Source organism: Corallococcus praedator, assembly GCF_003612125.1.
Lineage (GTDB): Bacteria > Myxococcota > Myxococcia > Myxococcales > Myxococcaceae > Corallococcus > Corallococcus praedator.
The window spans coordinates 1-19,524 of the sequence record NZ_RAWI01000156.1; the positions used below are offsets into that span (position 1 = coordinate 1).

The following is a 19,524-nucleotide window of genomic DNA, read 5'->3' on the forward strand; positions in this document are numbered from 1 at the left end:
TTCCAGCGAGACGCCGGGGAGCGTGGGCGGGGCTCCCTTCGCATCGCGGGTGGCGAGCGCGTCCATCATCGCGTCGCGGATGGGGCGGTAGCCCGTACAGCGGCAGATGTTGCCGCAGAGCTGATCCGCCACGGCCTCCGGCGAGCCCGCGTCCTTGCGACAGTAGGCCTCCACCATGGAGACGACGAAGCCCGGGGTGCAGAAGCCGCACTGCGACCCGTAGTGCTTCACCATCGCCTGCTGCACGGGGTGGGGCGCGTCGCGCTGGCCCACGCCCTCCACGGTGACGAGCTCGCGGCCGGCCACCATGGGCAGCAGCGCGATGCAGCTGTTGAAGGCGCGCAGGTTCTTCTGGCCCCGGGTGTCCCGGTCCACCATCGCCACGGTGCAGGCGCCGCAGTCTCCCTCGGCGCAGCCCTGCTTGGTGCCCGTCAGCCCGCGCGAGCGGAGGAAGTCCAGCAGCGTGGTGTTGGGCGACTCGGCGTCGACCCGGACGGTCTGGCCGTTGAGCCGGAACTCGAAGGGGGTGCTCATCCCTCGGAGGATAGCAGGGGCGCGGGCGATGGCTGAGTCCCCACCTCCGGAGCCAGTCCGTGGTGGAGCTGGAGCAGCCCCGCCGCGATGCTGACCGCCACCTCCTGCGGCGACTTTCCCCCAATGGGAAGCCCCATGGGGCACTGGACCCGGCCCACCTGCCGGGCGGGCAGGCCCTTCGCGTCCAGCCGCTGCCGGAAGCGGGCCCACTTCGTGTCGCTGCCGATGAGCCCGATGTAGCGGGCGGGCTTCTGGATGGCGAAGGCGATGATGTCCTGATCCACGTCGTGGCGGTGCGTCATCACCGCCACGTAGGTGCGCCGGTCATCCCAGGCCGCACTGGCCGCGAACTCGTCCCAGGGCTCCTCGTGACGGACCACGGAGGCCGGCACCTGCGGGGACTGGACCCACTCGGCGCGCTCGTCCACCAGGTGGACGCGGAAGGGGGTGCCTTCGAGGATGCGGCACAGGGCCTGGCCCACGTGGCCGGCGCCGAAGAGGTAGAGCTGCGGCCCGTGGTTGACGGGTTCGACGAAGACGTCCACGACCCCTCCACAACACTGGCCCAGCTTCGCACCCAGCGGATACCGGAACGTGCGCGCCTCACCCTTGTCCAGACACCCGCGCGCATCCTGGAGCACGAGCTGCTCCAGGTGTCCGCCGCCGATGGTGCCATGGAAGGTGCCATCCGCGCGCACGAGCAGCTTCGCGCCCGGGGACGCGGGCGTGCTGCCCTTGCACTCCGTCACCGTGACGACGGCGAACGGGGTGTTGGTGCGTGCCCACTCCGTGAGCTGGTGAACCCAGTTCCACATGCCGGCCGCAGCTTGCCATGGCGCCTCCCGGGACGCCCGGTTGTCCGCTGGGCAGAGGAGAAAGGAGGCGCTCCTTGCCGGGTGTGGGAGGCACACCACCTTTGCGCCAGACGATTTCACTTCACCGATTCCACTTCACCGATTCCAAGGAGAAGACGTCATGGCCAATACCGACATCGACACGCTGAACTCCTTCCTGCGCGGTGAGCTGTCCGCCGTGGAGACCTACCGGCAGGCGAGCAAGCACATCAAGAGCCCCGTGGCCCTCACCGAGGTGGAGGCCTGTCTGAAGGACCATGAGGAACGGGTCGCCGCCATCAAGGAGCGCATCGCGAAGCTGGGGGGGCAGCCCGCCGAGAGTTCAGGCCTGTGGGGCACGTTCGCGAAGGCCGTCCAGGGCGGCGCGGATCTGCTGGGCGAGAAGATCGCCATCGACGCACTGGAGCAGGGCGAGGACCACGGCCTGGCGGACTACAACCGCGACATCGACAAGCTGCATGGCGCGGAGCGCACCTTCGCGCGCAGCACCCTGCTGCCGGCCCAGAAGCAGACCCATGGCAAGCTCAGCCATCTGAAGAAGAACCCGAACTTCCACTGAACGTGGCGGTTGCGTGGTGCCGGACATCGCGAGGCGCCCATCCCTGCTTCGAGGGTGGGCGCCTTGTGGTGCAGCGCACGTCCCTCCATCCAGTCCTGGAGGACGCAAGGCGGCGTGCGATACTCGGAAGGCCCCTGCCACCGGCATGGAAGACGGCAGGGGTCTGGAGAAGCGCATGGGGCGTGAGCACACGGGGCCAGGACCGCACGGGTCCGGCACCGACAGGGACGACGAGGGGACGACGTCCCCGCGCAGGCCCGATGTGCGCTCCGAATCCGGCCTCCCTTCCATTCCGTCTCCGACGCTCGCGGACACCAGCCACGCCGCGGGCGCCCTGAGCACCGGCATCGAAGTGCTCTTCACCACGTCCGAGCGCGCGCTCCAGTGGGCGTGGCTGGTGCTCCAGTTGGCCCGGGGCGTGGTGGATGCCACCCCGCGTGGCGACGCCTTCCTGCGCGAGGCCCGCGCGTGCGTGGTGGACTTCCTGGACCACATCCCGCCGCACGTGCGCCGCGGCGTGGAGGAGGTGCTCGTCTTCGGCAACCTCTGGCAGGCCGTGGTCGTGCGCCTGCGCCGCCGGGGCAGCTTTCCCCAGGGCGACGACGAGGCCTGGCGCCAGCTCACCGAGGACGTGGAGCTGCTCCAGCGGGCCGCGCAGGCCCGGCTGGGCACCGCCGCCGCGCTGGAGCAGGGGTTGCTCAAGGACCTGGGCCGCCTGCGGGCGCTGGGCCTGACCGTGGGCACCGACGCCACCGACCTGAGCACCGGCGTGGAGTCCTTCACGCGCTGCATCGGGGAGCTGATGGCCGTCGCCAGCGCGGTGCGCCGTGCGTGGGAGGCCGCCGCCGGGGAGCTGGCGGAGTCCGCCGCGTGGCTGCGCGCGGGGGACCCCGCCTTCAGCTCCTGGCTCGCGGATCACCTGGTCGACTCCGGGCCCGCCTGGGAGCGGACCCAGGCAACGGCGCGCTGGCTGCGCGACGTGGGCGCCCTCGCGGGACAGCCCTGAGGCCCCAGTGCCCTACGGCTCCACGAGGATGCGGTGGCGGTGCAGCTCCAGCAGGATGTCCGGATCCAGGTCCGCCTGCCGGTGGTCGCGCAGGTGCTGGCGCACGGCCTCCACGGGCTTCTGGCCGGTGAACTCCACCAGCAGCGAGTAGGCCTCGCCCGGGAGCGCCACCGCGTCGAACTCGCTGTAGGAGCCCAGCGCGACGCTGCCGTCGGACAGCCACTTCACCGTCGCATCCGGGTTGAAGCGCAGCACGCGCGGCAGGGTGGGGGCGGTGGCCTGCGTGTGCAGCTTCTCCAGCACCTTCAATTCGATGGTGCCATCCAGGCCCAGCATCCGCTCCAGGCCGTCCGCGGGCACGGCGCGCACCACGTCGTAGCAGGCCCGGTAGAAGTCATGCTCCATGCCCACGTACCCCTTCCAGAGGGCCGCGTACACCTTGGGCAGGGGAGGGGCGTCGTCCAGGTCCTCCACGGTGAGCGGGACGGTGGCCACCTCCGCCTTGTCGCGCCCGTCCATCAGGAACTCCGGCATCAACTGGAGCAGGGCGTGGCGGGAGAGCTGGAACTCCGCCAGCGTCAGGTACGTCTTCAGCGACATCCAGAAGCGCCGGCCGTCCGCGCCCGCCACGTACTTGCAGAAGAACGTGGAGCACACCGACTCGCGGTACGCCCAGATGGTGCAGCCGCCGGAGTCCAGCGCGTAGTACGGGCAGCGCATGTTCGCGGACCGGCCGAAGAACTGGTGCGCGTTCTTGTACAGGTGGTTGAACTTCGCGGGCGCCTTCACCCACTGGGGGCTCACGCCGATGCGGCTGTCGATCTTCTGCTCGATGCGCCGGCGCCCCTCCGCCATCTCCTTCGAGTCATCCGACAGCAGGGCGCCAATCAGGTAGTTGGGCAGGCGCGGGTAGTACGTGCAGCACTTGGTGTCCGGCCGGAACAGGTGTTCGACGCCGTCCACGGACTCCACGGCGGCCTGCGCGGAGCCGCGGCTCATGGCGCACTTCGAGCACGTGGCCTTCGTCTCCGTGGGCGCCTCCTTCTGGAAGAAGGACGGGAGCAGCTCCCGGTACAGGGCGGGCAGGGTCGAAAGGATGGAGGACATGGAATCGCGGTGTCAGGAGGCCCGGGCGGCCCATTCCAGATGGTAGGTGACGGCGTCGGGGGAGTGGCGGGTGCGGTGCAGGGTGAGGCCCTGCACGCCGATGCGCAACAGTCCTTCTTCCAGCACCCCTTCCGCGAAGCCTTCCATGAGGTCCGGCTCGTTGAGCCAGAGGTCCACCTGGGTGGCGCCCAGCACGGTGAGCCGGGTCTCCGTGAAGTTGTTGCCGCTGCGGAAGTTGTGCTGCATGCGCTCCAGCGAGCGCATGGGCCCCACCACCTTCGCGAGCGTGAGCACCGCGCCGCCCATCAGCGTCTGGGCATAGCCCTCGATCATCCGCCTGCCCAGCAGGCGCCGCGCGACGTCCAGGGGCTCGGCCGGATGCAGCGTGCGGCCCACATCGTCCAGGCACTCCACCCACGTGGCCAGCGGATACGCGGCGAGCAGCGGGGCCTGTGGATCCAGACCGCGCGCGCGCAGCCGGGCCATCAACGCGGGGGGCAGGTGGGGCAGCAGGGTCTTGCGGTACAGGCTGTCCACGGTGTTGCCGAAGATGACGCGCTCGTCCCGCATGGCCTCGTGCCTTCCAGGGACCCATGGGGTCCTGGACGGCATTCTTCGCCCAGGGGACGGGCGCAGGCCAGTTCCGTTGCTACTTCGTCAGCGTTCACCAATCGGCAAGCAGGGCCCTCATGGCCACTCAGGCTTCCTCGTCGGGAAGGAGCGTCCGGAGCAATTCGTCGTCAGGTCCGAGCGGGCGCCAACCGGGCGGGGGCGGAGTCGTGCGGAGTGCTGCCCTGGCCAACCTGACCCGCTCCTTATGGGTTTCTGGCGTGTACGCGGACCACTGGCTGAGCACCAGGGCAACCTCCATCCTGGCGTCGTCATCCAGAACGGCCGGCCAGCCATTGGGAAGGCATGCATACAGTTCGCGTACGAACTGACCGCGCACCAATCGCGTGAGCTGTTGGCTGCGCTCCGCCTCGGCCACCAGCCCACTGAATACCTGCACCCCGGCGATATCGTCTTGTCCAAGCTCCTCGGCCAGCGCCACCAACGAGGCGGTAGGGCGTGCCTCGGCAAAGGCGGTCAGCGAGTCGTAGCCGCGCTCACGGAAGCGCTCATCCAGGCGGGCCTTCCAGTTCCCCTGCCACGAACGTCCGTCGGTCATCGGCTTCTCCCTTTGGTGAACTTCATCGGGATGTCGTAGCGCTTCATGTTCTCTGCGACGATCCTCAGGATCGTATTCCGCGTCAACGTCCGGCCAGCTTCGGCCTCGGCATCGCGCAGTACCTCCATGATCAGCCGGTTCCACTCACCGGGCCAGGTGCGCCCCAGGCGCCAGTTGCCGCCGCCATGAATCGCCTCATGGTGCGCCTGCTCCAGCCTCACGCAGAACTGGTCGATGTCCATGTCGCTCGTGAAGCCGCGCTTCTCGAACCACTCGCGGTGCTCTCGCGGCAGGACGTGGTGCTTGGGCGCATTGGACATTCCCGCCCCAACTCTGTCCGTCACCTGCATGCCGCGCACTTCGGGGCTGTCCCCCAGCGCGTCGCGCACGCCCTTGGGCAAGTCCTGACTCGCTTGGGCCATCAGGACCTGTCCGCCATGGATGCGGACGGCCGCGCTGACGGCGGGGACGGAGATGACGCCCGCCTGCACGAGCCTTCGCATCATCTCCACCCACTCCGCGGAGACAACGATCCGTGAGCCCACCATGACTCCACCCGAACCCATCACGAGGCCCACGCCGAGCGTGGCGGGTGTCGAGGGAGGCCGCCGCGGCAGCGACATCTTCAGCGTGGAAATCAAGGTGAGCATCTCCACCGCCTGCATCGCCGCGATGACCTGCCCACCGAGCTTCATCGTGGAGCGCGTGTCTCGATGGAGCGCGTCGAACTCATGGGTCAGCTTCCCCATCAGCTCCGGCATCGCGGTCGCCGCCGCCTCGACCCGCTCCGGGTCCAATGATGCAAGGTCCGTCAGCGTGGGCTGCATGAGTCCCTGCACTCGATGGAGGTCGGTGAACAGCTTCTCGACGCTGCACATCGGGCAGTGTCGGAGCACGGCGTCCGCGAGGTGGAGGAAGTCAACCCAGGTGGCCAGCAACAGGGTTCCGAACAGGGCCGCCTGGAGCCGGGGCCCCGTCATTCGCAGCAGGCCCAGTTCCATGTCCGAGTCGCCGACGTCCGAGGCCGCATCCGTCAGCGCGGTGGCGCTCCCGAGCGCACCCCGAAGCCACGTCACCTGGTGGGAGCCCTGGTCGAGATAGCGCGTGAAGACGCCATTGAGGCCCCATCCCCCGAGGGCTGGAGGACGGGCCGCGAGCTTGGAGAACGAGGCTTCGACGCGGGCCATGGAACCCTTCACCTCGTCCATGGCTTCGAGGACTGCTTGACGTGTCAGTGCGGGGCTCCGCTCTCCATCCGCCACGCTGCCGGGCCCCGCGCTCGTCGCGTCCTCACGTCCCCCCTGGCGACGCAACAGCCGTTGGGACACCTGGGGCCCGGAGATGGAGGACGGAGGAGAGCCCCGGGCGCGCGGGCGGCCATCGCTCGGAGCCTCTCCCCGTGCGGGCCCAGCATCCACACCCGGTGCGTAGCTCAAGCTCCGGCCACGCCCAGGTGCCTGCGACACAGAGGCACATCCGGTGGCCAGCAGCACCACGGCCAGCAGCAGGGCGTCAGCGCGCAGGGTCCATCCCCAGGCCACCGAGGCGAAAGCCCCCGGCAGCGTCAGCGGTCTTGAACAGTGGGTGATCCGGAGCACACCCGTTCCCGTTGCCCCCGCCTCCACCGCCCGTGGGCGCGGTGGAGGCGGGCGCTACGGATGCGTCAGTAGTGCACGGACAGGGACACGGCGCTGTAGGCCGAGAAGGCGCTCAGCAGGATCCACTGCCGGCCGGCGGTCGTCTGCGCGCCCAGGTTGCACGTCTCGTTGTTGCCGTTCAGGTAGGGCCGGCAACCGTAGGTGGTCGCCGTGGGCGCGTTCCCGAAGCGGGTGTAGAGGTCCACGTCCCCGGTGCCCCCGGAGATGCTCACGGAGGAGGCGGTGTTCGCGGGCACATCGAAGCAGTAGTACTGCTTCGAGCCCACCGCGCCGGAGAGGCTGGAGACCGTGGTGTTGTTCGGCAGCACCGTGCACGGCGGCGGAGGCGGATCGATGCCCACGCCCACCGCGGTCCACGCCGCTTCCACCGCGTTCTGGACGACGGTGTTATAGCCGAGGATCTGCGCGGCCTGCTTCGTCATCGTCTTGGCCTGCGCCAGGTTGGTGCTGGAGAGGAAGAGGTTGGCGTTGGCGTAATAGAAGATGTGCGCCGCGGCCTCCACGCCAATGGCCGGCACGTTCACCGTCGACTTGCCCCGGGGGTGCACGCCGCCCGTGGACAGGAGCTTGAACGCGAGGTTCGGAATGCCCGAGCCGTAGTGCACGGACGTGCCGGAGGTGAGCTGCGGGTAGTAGTCCAGCGACGCGCCATCCAGCGCCGGGTCGTTCATGTAGCGCAGGGCGTCCCCGGGCGTGTTCGGCGTCACGACCAGCTCCCCGATGTGCCAGATGTTCGTCGCCGTGCTCCAGGTGCCAGACGCCCAGCTTCCACACGTCGCGGCGAAGATGTCCGACAGCGACTCGCTGAGCGCGCCGGACTCACCCGAATAGATGAGGTTGGAGGAGGCGCTCGTCACCGCGTGGGTGAACTCGTGCACGACGACGTCCGGATCCGTGCAGGGCGACCCCGACGTGACGCCGTCGCCGTCACTGCACACCATCGTGGTGCCGTTCCAATAGGCGTTCGGGTACTGCGCGCTGGCGTGCACGTTCGCCTTCAACTGGGCGCCCGCGCCGTTGTAGGAATCCTGGGCGAAGTTCTGCTGGAAGCAGTCGTAGAAGAAGCCCAGGTTGTCGTACGTCGTGTCGAGGACGGCGTCCCCGGTCGGAAGCTGCCCCTCCTGCCGGCACCAGCCATTCGTCGGGCCCCCCACCGAGCACACCCGGCGGTTGAGCGCGGTGTGGATCTCCGACGTCCGCAGCACCTCCGCGCCGTCCGCCGCGCCGATGAAGACGTGGTCGCGCACGGGCAGTCCGTCCGGGGCCTCGCCAGTCACCACCACCTCGAAGGCGCGCACCAGGGCCGCGTCCGGCGTCGGGCGCACGAACACCTCCCGGGGCGCTTCGGCGCTCTGGCCTCCGGACGTCGCCGCCAGGGCCGCCTCCCGCGCCCGCTCCGGGGAGATGCGCGCCGCCTCCGGCGTCCCTTCACCATCGCGCGCGGTGCTGTTCACCAGGTACACCCGGCCCGCCTCGTCCAGGTGCACGAGCAGCTCCTCGCCCACCACCGGCAGTCCCGACTTCACCTGCGCGTAGCGCACGTGGGTGTGGCCCAGCTCGTCGCGGCGGATGCTCACGGGCGTCACGTCCTTCGCCTTCAAGCGGAAGGCGGGCAGCACCCGGGCCAGCGTGGGCTCCAGCAGCGCATGCGCCTGCCAGGCCGAGGCCCCGGGGATGGGACGGCCCGTGGCCCCCAGCGCGCCCTTGAGGAGCGAGGGGATGCCATCCGTGTGCATGTCCAGCACCTGCGCGCCGGGCAGCGCGGCCAGCGCCGCCTTCACGTCCCGGAGGCCGGCGCCGTCGGTGACCTCGGAAGGCGGAAGCGCGGGCGCCTCCGCGTCCGGCCCTCCCGCACCACAGGCGGACAACGTGAACGTCAGGCCGGCCAGGAGCCAGCGGGTGTTGCGCGTCATGGACCTACCCCCACTTGGTGACGAGGCATTGCTTTGAGACCTTCCAAGGAAACCATGGAGCGCTGACTGTCAGTAGGGTTCTTGGAAGACATGGAGTCCGTGGACGGATCACCCGAGCCCACGTCGGCGGCGGTGCACCCACCTGGACGGGGGGCAGCCATCCAGACGCGAACTCCGGGCGTTGTGACGCGGGGCGCGATGATAAGGACGGCCCCGCTGTTACCTCCCGTCACCCGTTCGCAAGGTCCTTCATGCTCACGCTGCGCGGGGCTCCGGCCCTCTCCGAATTCCGGCTCGCCAAGCTGCTCGTCCGTTGTCGCGAGCGGGTGCCCACGGTGGCCACCGTCTATTCGGAGTACGTGCACTTCGCGGACACGTCCGCGCCGCTGACGGACGCGGACGCCGAGCGGCTGGGGCGTCTGTTGGAGTACGGCCCCCGGGCGGCGAAGCGCGAGCGCACCGGCACGCTGCTGCTGGTGGTGCCGCGTCCGGGCACGGTGTCGCCCTGGTCCACGAAGGCGACGGACATCGCGCACCACTGTGGCCTGGCGCAGGTGCGCCGCATGGAGCGCGGCATCGCGTTCTTCCTCACTGGCCCGGGAGGCCGCGAGCTGGACGTGCAGGAGGCCGCGGGCGTGGAGGCGGTGCTCCACGATCGGATGACGCAGGCGGTGCTGCCCCGGTTGGAAGACGCGGCGGTGCTCTTCCAGACGCACGCGCCCCGGCCGCTCACGCGCGTGGACGTGCTGGGCGGAGGACGGGCCGCGCTGGTGCTGGCCAACGGCGAGCTGGGCCTGGCGCTGGCGGAGGATGAAATCGACTACCTGGTGGAGCGCTTCACGGAGCTGAAGCGCAACCCCACCGACGTCGAGCTGATGATGTTCGCGCAGGCCAACAGCGAGCACTGCCGCCATAAAATCTTCAACGCGTCGTGGACGCTGGATGGCAAGCCGCGCGAGCGCTCGCTCTTCCAGGCCATCAAGAACACCTTCGCCGCCAGCCCCGGCGGCGTGCTGTCCGCGTACAAGGACAACTCCGCCGTCATCGAGGGCTTCGAGGTGGAGCGCTTCTTCCCGCAGGGAGAGGCGCGCGAGTGGGGCGCCGTGCGCGAGCCGGCCCACATCATGATGAAGGTGGAGACGCACAACCATCCCACCGCCATCTCCCCGTACCCGGGCGCGGCCACGGGAGCGGGCGGAGAGATTCGCGACGAGGGCGCCACCGGACGCGGCGCGAAGCCCAAGGCGGGCCTCACGGGCTTCTCCGTCAGCCACCTGCGCATCCCGGGCTACACGCAGCCGTGGGAGGTGCCGTACGGCAAGCCGGACCGCATCGTGTCCGCGCTGGACATCATGCTGGACGGCCCGCTGGGCGGCGCGGCGTTCAACAACGAGTTCGGCCGGCCCAACCTGTGCGGCTACTTCCGCAGCTTCGAGCAGCAGATTCCCACCGCCACCGGCGTGGAGGTGCGCGGCTACCACAAGCCCATCATGCTGGCGGGCGGGATGGGCAACATCCGCGCGGGCCACGTGAAGAAGGAGCTGCTGCGCGCGGGCGACAAGCTCATCGTGCTGGGCGGCCCGGCGATGCTGATTGGCCTGGGCGGCGGCGCGGCGTCCTCCATGGCGCAGGGCGCGAGCGCGGCGGACCTGGACTTCGCCTCCGTGCAGCGTGACAACGCGGAGATGGAGCGCAGGTGTCAGGAGGTCATCGACCAGTGCTGGATGCTGGGCAATGCGAACCCCGTGCGCTCCATCCACGACGTGGGCGCGGGCGGCCTGTCCAACGCGCTGCCGGAGCTGGCGCACGACAACGGCCTGGGCGGCCGGCTGGAGCTGCGCGAGGTGCCCAACGACGAGCCGGGCATGTCCCCGGTGGAGATCTGGTGCAACGAGGCGCAGGAGCGCTACGTGCTGGGTGTGGCGCCGGAGGACCTGCCGCGCTTCGCCGCCCTGTGCGAGCGCGAGCGCGCCCCCTTCGCCGTGCTGGGCGAGGCCACGCAGGAAGAGGTCCTCACGCTCTCCGACCGACAGTTGGGGGACACGCCCATCGCGCTGCCCATGGACGTGCTCTTCGGCAAGGCGCCGCGGATGCACCGCGAGGGCGTGTCGCGGCCCCTGACGCACGCGCCGTTGAGCGTTCCCAAGGACTACAAGGCGCTGGCGCACGCGGTGCTGTCGCACCCGACGGTGGCGGACAAGTCGTTCCTCATCACCATTGGCGACCGCACCGTGTCCGGCCTCACCGCGCGCGACCAGATGGTGGGCCCCTGGCAGGTGCCGGTGGCGGACTGCGCGGTGACGCTGTCCTCCATCCTGTCCACCACGGGCGAGGCCATGGCGCTGGGCGAGCGCACGCCGCTGGCCCTCATCGACGCGGCGGCCTCCGCGCGCATGGCGGTGGGTGAGGCGCTGACGAACCTGGCGGCGGCGCGCATCGACAAGCTGTCGGACGTGAAGCTGTCCGCGAACTGGATGGCGGCGGCGGGCAGCCCCGGCGAGGACGCGAACCTCTACGCGGCGGTGCACGCGGTGGGCATGGAGCTGTGCCCCGCGCTGGGCATCGCCATCCCCGTGGGCAAGGACTCCATGTCCATGCGCACGCAGTGGCAGGAGGACGGCGCGAAGAAGGCGGTGACGTCGCCCTTGTCGCTCGTCATCACCGCGTTCGCCCCGGTGCTGGACGCGCGCCGTGCGCTGACGCCGCAACTGGTGGACGTGGGCGCGGACACGCGGCTGCTCCTGGTGGACGTGGCGGCGGGCCGGCAGCGCCTGGGCGCCTCCGTGCTGGCGCAGGTCCACCAGCAGGTGGGCCCGGAGTCCCCCGACGTGGACAGCCCGGCCCGGCTCAAGGGCTTCTTCGCCGGCATGCAGGAGCTCCAGGCGGCGGGCGTGCTGCTCGCCTACCACGACCGCTCCGACGGCGGCCTCTTCGCCACGCTGGCGGAGATGGCCTTCGCGGGCCACTGCGGTCTGGACGTGGACGTGACGCCGCTGGGCAACAACCCCCTGGCGGCCCTCTTCAACGAGGAGCTGGGCGCGGTGGTGCAGGTGCGCTCGGCAGACGTGGCGCGGGTGGTGGACGTCTTCGCGAAGCACGGCCTGGGCGGCCACGTGCACGCGCTGGGTGCTCCGACGGAAGCGCAGGTGGTGCGGGTGCGCGGCGGTGGCTCCGAGCTGCTCGCGGAAGACACCGTGGCGCTCAAGCGCACGTGGTCGCGCGTCAGCTACGAGATGCAGAAGCTGCGCGACAACCCCACCTGCGCGGAGGAGGAGTACGCGGCGAAGTGCGACGCGAGCGATCCCGGTCTGTCGCCGGTGCTCACGTTCGACCCGACGGTGGACGTGGCGGCGCCGTTCATCGCGAAGGGCGCCCGGCCTCGCGTGGCCGTCCTGCGCGAGCAGGGCGTCAACAGCCAGCAGGAGATGGCGGCGGCGTTCACCCGCGCGGGCTTCATGGCGGTGGACGTGCACATGAGCGACCTGCTCGCGGGCCGCGTGTCGCTGAAGGACTTCCAGGGCGTGCTGGCGTGCGGCGGCTTCAGCTACGGCGACGTGCTGGGCGCGGGCGGCGGCTGGGCGAAGTCCATCCTCTTCAACCCGCGCACGCGCGACGCCTTCTCCCAGTTCTTTGCGCGGCCGGACAGCTTCGGCCTGGGCGTGTGCAACGGCTGCCAGATGTTCGCGCAGCTGCGAGACCTCATCCCCGGCGCGGACGCGTGGCCGCGCTTCGTGCGCAACGCGTCCGAGCAGTTCGAGGCCCGCCTGGGCACGGTGCAGGTGGCCCCGTCTCCGTCGCTCTTCTACAAGGGCATGGAGGGCAGTCGGATGCTCATCGTCGTGTCGCACGGCGAAGGGCGCGCGGAGTTCCCCAACGCCGAAGAGGCCGCGCGCGTGGATGGCTCCGGGCTGGTGACGACGCGCTGGGTGGACAACCGGGGGCAGGTGGCGGCGAAGTACCCGGCCAACCCCAACGGCTCGCCGCACGGCATCGCGGGGCTCACCACGAAGGACGGGCGCTTCACCATCACCATGCCCCACCCGGAGCGCGTGCACCGCACCGTGCAGCACTCCTGGGCCCCGACGACGTGGGGCGAGGACGGCCCCTGGATGCGCATGTTCCGCAACGCCCGCGTCACCCTGGGGTGATGCGGGGCGGTGGGGCCTTCTTCGCTACTTGAGGAAGGCGCCCTTCACCGCATCCAGCAGCGGGTTGGCGCCGGTTGCGGGGTCGATGCAGCCCTGGTTGAGGGTCCAGATGATGGCGCCGCCATAGCCTTCCTGTTTCACGAAGGCGCCCTTGGCGGCGATGGCCTGCGGACTGTCGTAGGAGATCCACGTCACGGTCCCGTCCTCCACCAGTTGATCCGGTGCGAACGTCACGTAGCTGGCCTGGGCCTTCTCATCCCACTGGTACTTCCCCTGCTTCGAGTAGCGGAGGATCTTCTTGTACGTGAACGAGTTGTCCCCGCCGACGTAGTCGGACCAGTTCGTGAACGGCTGGTAGGGGCCGGTGATGTGGCGCCACGCGAGGCCGTAGAAGGGGATGCCCAGGCCCAGCTTCGCCTTGGGGATGCCCGCCTTCACCCACAGCTCCAGGCTGGACGCGATGGACGTGGGGTGCAGCCCCTGCTCACCGCGCAGCGCGGACGTGTGCCAGGACTTCCAGCCGTCCCACGCGCCGATCATCTCGTAGGACATGAGGTTGAGCTGGTCGAAGTAGGCCGCCAACTGCACGAACCACGGGTCGGCGTCGTTGGGGAAGTTGGTGTTGATCCAATGCAGGGGGAAGGTGAGGAGCATCTTCGGACGCGCCTCACGCAGGGCCTTCGCCAGGGCCAGCAGTTGGGGACGGTCCTCGGGCTTCACCGGCTCCCAGTCCAGGTCCAGCCCGTCGTAGCCGAAGTCGTCCATCGCCTTGAGCAGCTCACGGACGAACTTCGCCCGGTTCGCGTCGGAGGCCGCGCCCACCCAGCCGTCGTGTTCGCCGGAGCCGCCCACCATGATGATCGCCTTGCGACCGGCCGCATGGGCGCGCTTGGACAGGATGCGCGCGATCTCCGGACCCCGGTCGTTGTCGAACTTGGTGCTGAGCGTGCCGTCCGGCTTCGGGGTGACTCGGCCCACGAGGATGTGCGTGAGCGCGCTGAAGTCCACCTTCTCCGGCGGGTAGTCGTCCGCGTTCCAGCCCGTGTAGTAACCGGACACCCACTTGCCCTGGCCCGGAGGTGTCGGAGGGCTCACGACCACGGTGGCCACGGCCTGCTGCTGCGGGTCCGCCTTGCTGCGAGCCATCACGCGGTAGACGCCCGGCTTCTTCGGCGCCGTGTAGAGGCCGGTGGCACTGAGGGCTCCACCGTCCCGGCCGGGATCCACGCTCCAGGCCACCTCCGTGTTCGGGCTGTTCGCCACCGTGGCGACGAAGGCGTGCGTGGCACCCGGCGAGAGGAAGACGTCCGGTGTGTTCAGCGTGACGCTCACGCCCGCCTTGAGTGACGGCGCGCCCGAGTGCTCCACGCCGAGGTGGTCGAAGAAGAGCGGGGGCAGGGTGCCGCCGCTGTCTTCCTGGAGCCAGAGCCCGGTGATGTTCGTCCGCCCCTCGGGAACCAGCTTCGACAGGGGCACGCGGCAGGAGGTCCACCGTCCGGCGGGGATGGTGCCGCCGTCACACGTGGGGCCCAGCGGCACGCCCACGGGCTGCTCCGTGCCGATGACGACGCGCACGCGCACCGCCGCGTTCCCGCCCGTCTTGCCCCCGTGTACGCGCAGCACCAGCGTGTCGCCGGGCTCCACGCGCAGGCCTTCGTGGCCGAAGTACAGCGCCTCCCATGCTCCCAGTGTCACGGAGATGGCGCGGGTGCCCACGGCCACGGGTGTGGTGGCGCTGAGTGAATGCGTCCCCGCCCAGGTCAGGTCCTGCCAGGGGGCGACCAACTGATCCTGGTAGATCCACGTCGTCGGGCGGGGTGGGGTGCCCGCGTCCCCGGGCACCTTGGGCCGTGGCGGGGCGCCCAGGCTGACACCGGCCATGAGCAGCGTGGTGAGCAGCGCCGCGCGCAACGCCGTTGGATTTCGTCGCATGGTGCTCCACCCTCGCACAGCGGGGAGCCAGTCCATGCCAGGACGGCGCCCTCTGGAGGAATGAGCCTCTCACACGCGGCACGAATGAAGGCGGGCGAGGTGAGGGGCGCGTCCTGCTTCCAGGCAGAGGTCCGAGGCAACGCGACAGGAAGCCGCTGCGCTCGGGGGCCGGGCAGCCTGGATGGATGAAACGGCTGCGCCCGGAACGCGGGATGCGTTCCGGGCGCGGCACCCGGCAAGAAAGTCCTACGCCCGGACCAGCTCGATGGGGCTGCCTTCGGGCACATGCTTCATGGCCACTGAGTTCATGCAGTAGCGCAGGCCGGTGGGCGGCGGGCCGTCCGGGAAGACGTGGCCCAGGTGTCCGTCGCAGCGGGCGCAGCGCACCTCGGTGCGCACCATGCCGTGGGACACGTCCTTGATCTCCGTGAGCGAGTCCTTGGACAGGGCCTGGGTGAAGGACGGCCATCCGGTGCCGGACTCGAACTTCGTCCCAGACTGGAACAGCGGGTTGTTGCACCCGGCGCACACGTAGGTGCCGGGCGTCTTCGTGCCCAGGAAACAGCCCGTCCCCGGGTACTCCGTACCGTGCCGGCGCAGCACGTCGAACTCCTCGGGGGTGAGGCGCTTGCGCCACTCTTCGTTGGAAAGATTGAGCTTGTCCGTCATGGGTCCTCCTCCACGGTTCCGGGCACCTGCCCGAGCACGACCTTGGATGCTCCAGCGTGATTCCCGTCGCACCGTATACCAGGGAGGCAGGCGGGGGACTGTCACCCCGGAGACCCCCGGCACGGGCATGCGGGCCCGAGGACAGGGCCACGAAGAACGGGTGGCGCGGGTTGTACCTGCGCATGGGGATGCGCCCGCCCCAAGGAGGTTGCCGATGCGGATTTCGGAACTGATGCACAAGGACGTGGAGACCATCGAAGCCGACGAGTGTCTGCGCACCGCCGCCGAGCGCATGCGCACCCACTACATCGGCGCGCTGCCCGTCACGGAGAACGGCCAGCTCGTGGGCATGCTGACCGACCGGGACATCGCCGTGCGCTCCACCGCCCTGGGCAAGGACCCCAACCACACCTCCGTGCGGGAGACCATGACCGCCACCGTCATCACCTGCTCCGCGGACGACTCGCTGGACGCGGGCGAGCGCCTGATGGAGGAGAAGAGCGTGCGCCGGCTCGTCGTCGTGGACGAGGACCGCCACGCGGTGGGCATCCTCAGCATGGACGATGTGGCCACCGTGCCCGGCAAGCTGATCCGCCCTGGGGAGCTGCTGGAGCACCTGAGCATCTACTCGTGAGCCGCTGACACAAGCGGGCCCGGCATCCCCGATGGAAGTGGGGACACCGGGCCCTCGAAGCCACTGACTTCAGCCCGCGACGGCCGGCTGGCACGCGGCGGACAACCACGACACGGCGTCATCCCAGGACAGGTCGCGCTGGGCACCGTCGCGCTGGCGCAGGCGGACGTTGTTCGCCTCCACCTCCCGGCCCCCGACGACCGCGAGGAACGGCACGCCGTCCTCGTGCGAGCCGAGCACCTTGCGCGACAGCGATTCGTCGCGCACGTCCGCCCGGGCCCGGCAGCCCGCCTGTCTCAACCGCGCCGCCAACCGTTCCGCGTACGCGGCGGCCCCCGCGCCCACGGAGGCCACCACCACCTGTTCGGGCGCCAGCCACGCGGGCAGCGCGCCCCCGTGGTGCTCCAACAGGATGCCGATGAACCGCTCCAGGCTGCCGAACAGCGCGCGGTGAAGCATCACCGGGCGCACGCGTGCCCCAGCCGCGTCGACGTAGTGCAGGTCGAAGCGCTCCGGCAGCACCAGGTCCAGTTGGATCGTGCCGCACTGCCACGCGCGGCCCAGCCGGTCCTGGAGCACGAACTCCAGCTTGGGCCCGTAGAAGGCGCCCTGGCCCGGCTGCTCCGCGAACTGGAGCCCCGCCTGTCGCGCGGCCGACTGGAGCCACGCCTCCGCCTGATCCCACACCGCGTCGCTGCCGGCGCGCATCGCCGGGCGCCCGGAGAAGGCCACCTGCACGTCGTCGAAGCCGAAGCCCGCGTAGAACGCCTTGAGCGACTTCACGTAGCGCACCACCTCCGCCTCCACCTGCTCCGGAGCGCAGAAGATGTGGCCGTCGTCCTGCGTGAACTGGCGCAGGCGGAACAGGCCATGCAGTGCGCCGCTGGGCTCGCTGCGGTGCACCAACCCGAACTCCCCCAGCCGCAGGGGCAGGTCGCGGTGGCTGGGCGCCATGCGCTGCACGAGCTGGATGTGGCCCGGGCAGCTCACCGGCTTGAGGGCCAGGTGCCGGTCACCCTCGGGCATGCAGAACATGTTCTCGCGGAAGTTCTCCCAGTGGCCGCTCTGCTCCCAGAGAGGCTGGGAGCACAGCTGCGGCGTACGGACTTCCTGGTAGCCCTCGTCGCGCATGCGGTCGCGGACGTGGTCCTCCAACAGGCGGTACAGCATCAGTCCGCGCGGGTGCCAGAACACCATGCCCGGGGCCTCTTCCTGCAGGTGGAAGAGGTCCAGGCGCTGGCCCAGCGCGCGGTGGTCATGTTCGTCGAGCATCGTCGTGTCTCCGTGTGTCGGTCGGTTGAAGAGCCGGAGCCGGACACGGGGCGTGAGTGCTTGCACGGTCGCCCCGGCCGGTACTCGGCGGGGCGGGAAACCGTGCGCTCGTCAGACCACCGACACGCGCACCGATACCCGTCCCGCCGAGGCGGTAGTGGTCGTGGTCGCGGTGGTGGTGATGAAGAGGCTCACGGGACAAGAAGTGCTCCCGGACGCACGGAAAGTCAAGCCGTGCGCCGGGACGACAGGGGCCGTCAGTTCAACAGCGCGAGCAGGCCGAACAGGCCGACGAACAGGTAGAAGAGCGACTCGCCGGCGATGAGGCCACCGCCCACCAGGGACATGGTGCTCATGTCCTCCGGAAGCACTGCCTCTCCCGGCGCGGGCTCGCGGCTGAAGCGCTTGGAGAAGGTGTTGAACAGCGACGTGAGCACGCCGCCGACGCCAAACCACAGGGTGGCCGGCAGCGCGATGAAGCCACCGAACGCAGCCGCGTAGGGGCTCGGCAGCACTACCGAGTCCATCACGTAGCCGACCGCGAAGCCCTGACGCGAACCCTGCACGAAGCGCAGGTACGCGGGATGACGGCGGATGATCTTGCGCAGGACCTCCATGGTGAAGCCGATGCCCAGGCCGATGAGCAGCGCCTTCACCTTGTGGTCCGACAGCGCGCCCAGGTCGCGGATGGCGCCCACGAACTTGTACGTCATCGCGCTTCCCCACTGGCCCACCTGCGTGTCGGGGTGGTCCAGCTGGTTGACGGACAGCACCGGGTAGGCGCCCATGAACACGCGCGCCAGGCCCACGCACAGCACCGCGCCCATGAAGATGCCCAGCACCTGGTAGCGGAACTGCACCACGCGGTTGGTGCCCAGGCGCCAGCCGGTGGAGCGGTCCTGCTGCATGTCGCAGCCCACCGACGTGGAGATGAGCAGGATGGAGGACGCCATCAGGCCCACCAGCGGATCCTTCAGGCCCAGCAGCGACATGAGCAGCACCGACATCACGAAGGCGCTGGAGATGGGGTTGTTGTCGCTGATGCCGTAGGCGATGCCGTTGATGAGCACGAACAAGAGCGACAGCGCGAGCCCGAAGATGATGAAGCCCGCGGGCTGGTGCAGCACCTGCGTGGCGACGATGACCACCGCCACGCCCCAGCCCACCACCCAGGCGATGAGCCGGGGCACGTTGACCTTCTTCCAGGCGGGCTCGGCGTCCACCGGCTCCTGCGCGCGGCCACGGATGCGCGCCACCGCCTGCACCGCGAGCAGCGACAGGTCCACCAGCGCCGCGCCGCAGATCATCGCCAGCGAGATGAGGAAGCCGATCTTCCGGTACGGATCATTGGGCCCCAGCCACCCGATGCCCTGCAGGAACGGGGTGATGGCGTAGCCCAGCAGGCCCATGCACATCGCGGGAACGGTGATGCGGCTGCCCACCACCATGCCGGCGCCCACCGTGGAGCTGCTCACGCTCAGCGCCGCGACGGCCGCGACCTTCTCCGTCAACCACGCGGCCAGGATGCCCAGGCCGGTGCCGCCGCCCAGCTTCGCGATGGACGCCTTGAGCAGGCGCTTGTCGGTGAGCGCTCGCAGGATGTTCGCCACCGCGTAGCCCGACGGGTAGTCCAGTTGGAGCCGGTCCACGAGCAGCGGCGTGTAGAGCATGCCCACGCCCACGCCGAACATGCCCACGCACCCGACGAAGAGCATCAACTGCCACGCGGGCGGCTGGGGCATGCCCAGCCACACCATGGCTTGGATCAACACGGACATGGCGCACAGCGAGGCCACCGACGCGGCCATCGTCTGCATGTAGTTGGCGCCGTGCTTGCCCTCCGCGCCGTAGCCGTAGGTGACGACGCTGCCGAGGATGCCGGAGAGCACCTGGCTTGCGACGAAGAAGCCCAGGCTGAAGTTCATGTACGACGCGGCCACGCCGCCCAGCGGGCCCAGGATGAGGATGGCCACCGTGGCGAGCAGCAGGTGGTACTTCCACGAGTTCACCGCGGGCAGGAAGCGGAAGCGTGGGGTCACCGCCTCGGACGCGGGCGACAGGGTGGGGGAG

General features: G+C 69.9%; 15 protein-coding genes. 4 read left to right on the top strand and 11 right to left on the bottom strand.

What is annotated here, in order from left to right:
- On the bottom strand, positions 1-534 hold a 534-nt coding region (locus tag D7Y13_RS20570; RefSeq protein WP_147452470.1), incomplete at its 3' end, for a 2Fe-2S iron-sulfur cluster-binding protein.
- Positions 531-1,349 (bottom strand): xanthine dehydrogenase accessory protein XdhC, encoded by an 819-nt coding sequence (gene xdhC / locus D7Y13_RS20575; protein WP_120535668.1) that lies wholly within the window; start codon positions 1,347-1,349, stop codon positions 531-533. The genes D7Y13_RS20570 and xdhC, both read right to left, overlap by 4 nt.
- Positions 1,350-1,509: 160 nt before the next feature.
- Between xdhC and D7Y13_RS20580 the strand changes: the two genes are divergently transcribed.
- Both D7Y13_RS20580 and D7Y13_RS20585 read left to right on the top strand, forming a co-directional pair.
- A complete protein-coding gene (locus D7Y13_RS20580) occupies positions 1,510-1,947 on the top strand; it encodes a DUF2383 domain-containing protein (RefSeq protein WP_120535667.1) in 438 nt (145 codons plus the stop codon).
- 175 nt (positions 1,948-2,122) lie between these two features.
- On the top strand, positions 2,123-2,953 hold the full coding sequence (locus tag D7Y13_RS20585; RefSeq protein WP_147444421.1) for a hypothetical protein: 831 nt from the start codon (positions 2,123-2,125) through the stop codon (positions 2,951-2,953).
- 12 nt (positions 2,954-2,965) lie between these two features.
- Here the strand turns inward: D7Y13_RS20585 and D7Y13_RS20590 are convergent, their stop codons facing one another.
- From D7Y13_RS20590 to D7Y13_RS20610, 5 genes are all read right to left on the bottom strand, one after another.
- Positions 2,966-4,060: a hypothetical protein gene (locus tag D7Y13_RS20590; RefSeq protein ID WP_120535665.1), complete on the bottom strand. Its 1,095-nt coding sequence runs from the start codon at positions 4,058-4,060 to the stop codon at positions 2,966-2,968.
- Positions 4,061-4,072: 12 nt separating this feature from the next.
- Positions 4,073-4,630 carry a DUF2378 family protein gene (locus D7Y13_RS20595; RefSeq protein WP_120535664.1) on the bottom strand — a complete coding sequence of 186 codons (558 nt, stop codon included), beginning with the start codon at positions 4,628-4,630 and terminating at the stop codon, positions 4,073-4,075.
- A 127-nt stretch (positions 4,631-4,757) separates the two neighbouring features.
- The gene (locus tag D7Y13_RS20600; RefSeq protein WP_120535663.1) at positions 4,758-5,228 is read right to left on the bottom strand and encodes an NUDIX hydrolase; all 471 of its coding nucleotides are present in this window, start codon (positions 5,226-5,228) and stop codon (positions 4,758-4,760) included.
- Positions 5,225-6,415: a DUF2380 domain-containing protein gene (locus D7Y13_RS20605; RefSeq protein ID WP_341870429.1), complete on the bottom strand. Its 1,191-nt coding sequence runs from the start codon at positions 6,413-6,415 to the stop codon at positions 5,225-5,227. The genes D7Y13_RS20600 and D7Y13_RS20605 overlap by 4 nt, the downstream gene beginning before the upstream one ends.
- A 476-nt stretch (positions 6,416-6,891) precedes the next feature.
- Complete coding sequence (locus D7Y13_RS20610) at positions 6,892-8,799, bottom strand: M4 family metallopeptidase (RefSeq protein WP_120584923.1); 1,908 nt, start codon at positions 8,797-8,799, stop codon at positions 6,892-6,894.
- A gap of 251 nt (positions 8,800-9,050) precedes the next feature.
- Here D7Y13_RS20610 and purL point away from each other — a divergent pair, with 251 nt between their 5' ends.
- Positions 9,051-12,947, top strand: a complete 3,897-nt coding sequence (gene purL / locus D7Y13_RS20615; protein WP_120584922.1) for a phosphoribosylformylglycinamidine synthase — start codon at positions 9,051-9,053, stop codon at positions 12,945-12,947.
- Positions 12,948-12,971: 24 nt separating this feature from the next.
- Here the strand turns inward: purL and D7Y13_RS20620 are convergent, their stop codons facing one another.
- Entirely contained in the window at positions 12,972-14,879 is a 1,908-nt protein-coding gene (locus D7Y13_RS20620; protein ID WP_120584921.1) for a glycoside hydrolase family 18 protein, read from the bottom strand.
- Between the two features lie 246 nt (positions 14,880-15,125).
- A complete protein-coding gene (gene msrB, locus D7Y13_RS20625) occupies positions 15,126-15,548 on the bottom strand; it encodes a peptide-methionine (R)-S-oxide reductase MsrB (protein ID WP_120535659.1) in 423 nt (140 codons plus the stop codon).
- Between the two features lie 214 nt (positions 15,549-15,762).
- On the opposite strand from msrB, the gene D7Y13_RS20630 reads away from it, so the two are divergent.
- Positions 15,763-16,182: a CBS domain-containing protein gene (locus tag D7Y13_RS20630; RefSeq protein ID WP_120535658.1), complete on the top strand. Its 420-nt coding sequence runs from the start codon at positions 15,763-15,765 to the stop codon at positions 16,180-16,182.
- Between the two features lie 69 nt (positions 16,183-16,251).
- On the opposite strand, the gene thrS is transcribed toward D7Y13_RS20630, so the two are convergent.
- Both thrS and D7Y13_RS20640 read right to left on the bottom strand, forming a co-directional pair.
- Positions 16,252-17,454, bottom strand: coding sequence for a threonine--tRNA ligase (gene thrS / locus D7Y13_RS20635; RefSeq protein ID WP_120584920.1), 1,203 nt, complete (start codon positions 17,452-17,454; stop codon positions 16,252-16,254).
- Between the two features lie 257 nt (positions 17,455-17,711).
- Positions 17,712-19,463, bottom strand: a complete 1,752-nt coding sequence (locus tag D7Y13_RS20640) for an OPT/YSL family transporter (RefSeq protein WP_244222361.1) — start codon at positions 19,461-19,463, stop codon at positions 17,712-17,714.
- Positions 19,464-19,524 lie beyond the last annotated feature (61 nt).